The organism is Johannesbaptistia floridana (assembly GCF_057440575.1).
In genome coordinates, this window is sequence record NZ_JALKVM010000030.1 from 1 (window position 1) to 4,220 (window position 4,220).

Below are 4,220 nucleotides of genomic sequence, written 5' to 3' on the forward strand. Positions count from 1 at the left end.
AATTCCCCTAAAGAAGAACAGCAAATAGACCAAACCAATACTCAACCCACCACAGAAACTTTACCCCCTAATGCAGTTAGTGACAACAAGACTAATAATTGGCCTTGGGAAGAACAGGGAATTCATCCAGTTGTTGTTAATATGCCAAAGGAAGTGGAGACTAGTATTAATTCAGTAGCTGAATATATTGCTAAAAAAGAAACAGATCCGGTGTTAAGAATCAAAGCATTACATGATTATGTAGCGGATCGCATTGCTTACGATGTACCTGGTTATCTTGCAGGGAAAAAACCCCCCCAAGATGCACAAGCAGTATTCACTAGACGTACTGCCGTTTGCGCAGGCTACGCTAAATTATTAGAAGCTTTAGGACAAGCGATTGGTGAAGAAATCGTTTATATAACTGGTGATACACGCAGTCAAAGCAGTGATTTAAGGGGTGGAGGTCACGCTTGGAATGGAGTTAAAATCCAAGGAGTTTGGTACTTAATTGATCCTACTTGGGATAGTGGTTATTTGAAAGGATCTAAATTTGTTAAACAATACACAAGCATTTATTTTTTACCTCCGCCTCGGGTTATGGCGATAAGTCATTTTCCCGATAATCCTAGGTGGCAACTCTTGCAACAACCTCTATCTTTAGGGGAATTCCTGCGTCAACCGATGCTTACTCCTCAATTTTATGCTCAAGAGTTAAACTTAATTGCACCACAGCGATCGCAAAGTGATGTTCAAGAAACAGGGATTATTGAACTAGAAAATCCTCAAAAACGCTGGTTTCTCGCCAATTACCAAGCACTAAATGGCGGTGAAAAGAAAAATTGTACAGACTCGCCCACACAAAATAATCAAATTATTTGTTCTTTCCCAAATTCAGGAATCTATCAAGTAAATTTGTTTACTGCATCTGAACAATATGGTCAATATAGTTACGTTGGTAAGTTTGAATTTAACTCTCGATAGTTATTTAAATAGCAATTCCCATACTCCTTTGATCTTGCATCTTTATCACTCATTACTCATTACTTCAAAACTCATTACTCAACCCCAACCAGTAACTTTTAGTAAAGATGGAAGATCTGATGGCAATACTGCTTTTGTTAAGAGAAAATTATTGATTAGAGTAAGGTTGAAAGGAGATTAATTACAAAGCCAAAAACCCCTCTCCCGTGCTCCGGTGCTCCGGTGCTCCCTGCTTTCTCAAAATAAATATGTTTGATTCTTATCCGAGCAGTATTGGATCTGATGGGGGCGAAAAACTCTTTTTTGTCGTTTTTTTTCTTTCCTGAGTTATACTTAAAATAATACATTAACTGGTATAGGTATAAACGAATATGCGTTCAATTATATGGAAATTGCTCTTAACTTTACTAAGATTTAGCCTTTATATTCTTGTCTTTTTGATTCCTATTTTCGGATTCTGGTTGTGTTCTTCCCTAGTCGCTTACACTAATGGTCAAACTATGTTAGCGGCATTTTCTGGAATTCTTCTGTTTCCACTAATACCGATAATTTGGGATTGGGTAGAAAATATAAAGAATAAAAAAAAAGGGGTTTTGTCCTGGGGAGATCGCTTTATCCTGAAAAGTTTAGTACTTAATTTTCTTTTTATTGTTTGTTTACTCGGTTTAAGACCACAAACCTCGTTTTTAGCCCTCTCTGTACGCGGAGATTGGATGTTAGATGGTAAGCAAGGGGTTATGGTGGAGTATGCGAGGGAAAATTTGTTTAAATTAGCTAACCGAGTAGAGTGGGTGTATCTAACTGTACGTCAAAATCCTTATCGTGAATACGCAGACAAAACCAATACTCAACCCACCACAGAAACTTTACCCCCGAATTCAGTTAGTGATAACAATACTAACAATTCCCCAGAAGAAGAACAGGACATAGACAAAACCAATACTCAACCCACCACAGAAACTTTACCCCCGAATTCAGTTAGTGATAACAATACTAACAATTGGCCTTGGGAAGAACAGGGAATTCATCCAGTTGTTGTTAATATGCCAAAAGAAGTGGAGACTAGTATTAATTCAGTAGCTGAATATATTGCTAAAAAAGAAACAGATCCGGTGTTAAGAATCAAAGCATTACATGATTATGTAGCGGATCGCATTGCTTACGATGTACCTGGTTATCTTGCAGGGAAAAAACCCCCCCAAGATGCACAAGCAGTATTCACTAGACGTACTGCCGTTTGCGCAGGCTACGCTAAATTATTAGAAGCTTTAGGACAAGCGATTGGTGAAGAAATCGTTTATATAACTGGTGATACACGCAGTCAAAGCAGTGATTTAAGGGGTGGAGGTCACGCTTGGAATGGAGTTAAAATCCAAGGAGTTTGGTACTTAATTGATCCTACTTGGGATAGTGGTTATTTGAAAGGATCTAAATTTGTTAAACAATACACAAGCATTTATTTTTTACCTCCGCCTCGGGTTATGGCGATAAGTCATTTTCCCGATAATCCTAGGTGGCAACTCTTGCAACAACCTCTATCTTTAGGGGAATTCCTGCGTCAACCGATGCTTACTCCTCAATTTTATGCTCAAGAGTTAAACTTAATTGCACCACAGCGATCGCAAAGTGATGTTCAAGAAACAGGGATTATTGAACTAGAAAATCCTCAAAAACGCTGGTTTCTCGCCAATTACCAAGCACTAAATGGCGGTGAAAAGAAAAATTGTACAGACTCGCCCACACAAAATAATCAAATTATTTGTTCTTTCCCAAATTCAGGAATCTATCAAGTAAATTTGTTTACCGGAGATCAACAATATGGTGAATATAGTTACGTTGGTAAGTTTGAATTTAACGCTCGATAGTTACATTTGACTATATTTGGTTTAACTATTAAACACTTCTTAGGGCCACAATGGGATCTAAGTTGGCTGCTTTTTTTGCCGGAATAACTCCAAAAAAGAGACCGATACCTCCAGAAATAGTGACAGTAACTACTATAACTCCTGGAGATAAAACCATAGACAGGGGAGACAATAGACTCAATAAGACTATACTTCCCACACCTAATAGGGTACCTAGTATTCCTCCTACTGAAGTGAGAATAATCGCCTCAATCAAAAATTGTAAGAGAATATCTTGTTTTGTGGCGCCTATTGCCTTACGTAAACCAATTTCATTGGTTCTTTCACTTACTGAAACAATCATAATATTCATGACTCCAATACCTCCTACTAGTAAAGAAACACCACTAACAGCCACCAGCATTAGAGTTAATCCCTGACTAATCCTACCGATAACTTGTAAGATATCTTTTTGAGTTTGCACATAAAAGTCATCTTCTCCAACGATTTTATGGCGTAGGCGTAAAAGATTTTTTATTTGAAATTCTGCTGCACTTATTTTCTCATCATTTGCTACAGAAACAGAAATAAAGTCTAATTGAGTTCCATAGGGAGAGGTTTTTCCAGAAATTTGATTAGCCATAGTGGTTAAAGGGATATAGAGGAAGTCATCTTGATTTTGCCCTAAAAAGGAGCCTTTTGCTTCCATTACACCGATAATTTGCCAGCTAATGTTTTTGATTCTAATTTGTTTGCCTAGGGGGTTTTCTCCCTGGAATAAACGTTCAGCGATTTCGGCGCCAATCACAACTACACGGCTATTTCTCTGTAAATCTGAAGAATTAATAAAACGTCCTTGGGCAATATCAAAGCTTCTTACAGTAAGAAACTCAGGAGTTACACCTAGTACCGAACTATTTAAGTTTTGACCGCGATAGTTAACTATTTGACGAGAATTAATTTGTGGTGCAACTTCTTGGATAGTTGGGACTGTAAGTGCGATCGCTTTTGCATCTTCCCATACTAGGGTTTTTGGCACCTCAAAGGTTGTATTTCTTCTTTCTCTACTTCCTGGCACGATAAAAAGTACATTAGGTCCTAGAGATTCAAATTCTGCTTCTGCTAATTCTTGGGATGCTTGGACAATTCCTACAATCGTAATAACAGAGGCATTACCAATCACGATCCCTAACATGGTTAATCCGCTACGTAATTTGTTAGCTACTAAGGTATTAATAGCCATTTTCCAGCATTCAATTAAATTAGTCATCTTATATTTAGCTTTTTTTTCTAAGATAATCCAGTTACAATGGCTCTAGCTACTATCGGCTTAATTTGCAGGAAGATAATCAAAAATATTGTTGGGTTTCGTCACCTCAACCCAACCTACATGGTGCGATCCCGAAGAAATCT

General features: G+C 37.7%; 3 protein-coding genes. 2 read left to right on the forward strand and 1 reads right to left on the reverse strand.

Features of this window, described 5'->3' with window-relative positions:
- Nucleotides 1–963, forward strand: a 963-nt coding sequence (locus MW688_RS02110) for a transglutaminase domain-containing protein (protein WP_486734259.1), incomplete at its 5' end; no start/stop codon positions are given.
- 371 nt (nt 964–1,334) lie between these two features.
- Nucleotides 1,335–2,828, forward strand: a complete 1,494-nt coding sequence (locus MW688_RS02115; protein WP_486734260.1) for a transglutaminase domain-containing protein — start codon at nt 1,335–1,337, stop codon at nt 2,826–2,828.
- Nucleotides 2,829–2,856: 28 nt separating this feature from the next.
- Here the strand turns inward: MW688_RS02115 and MW688_RS02120 are convergent, their stop codons facing one another.
- The gene (locus tag MW688_RS02120; protein ID WP_486734261.1) at nt 2,857–4,077 is read right to left on the reverse strand and encodes an ABC transporter permease; all 1,221 of its coding nucleotides are present in this window, start codon (nt 4,075–4,077) and stop codon (nt 2,857–2,859) included.
- Between the last annotated feature and the right edge of the window lie 143 nt (nt 4,078–4,220).

What these genes read in the sequence shown, in the direction of transcription:
- MW688_RS02120 (WP_486734261.1), bottom strand. Translation starts at nt 4,077, where the DNA reads ATGACTAATTTAATTGAATGCTGGAAAATGGCTATTAATACCTTAGTA.
- MW688_RS02115 (WP_486734260.1), top strand. Translation starts at nt 1,335, where the DNA reads ATGCGTTCAATTATATGGAAATTGCTCTTAACTTTACTAAGATTTAGC.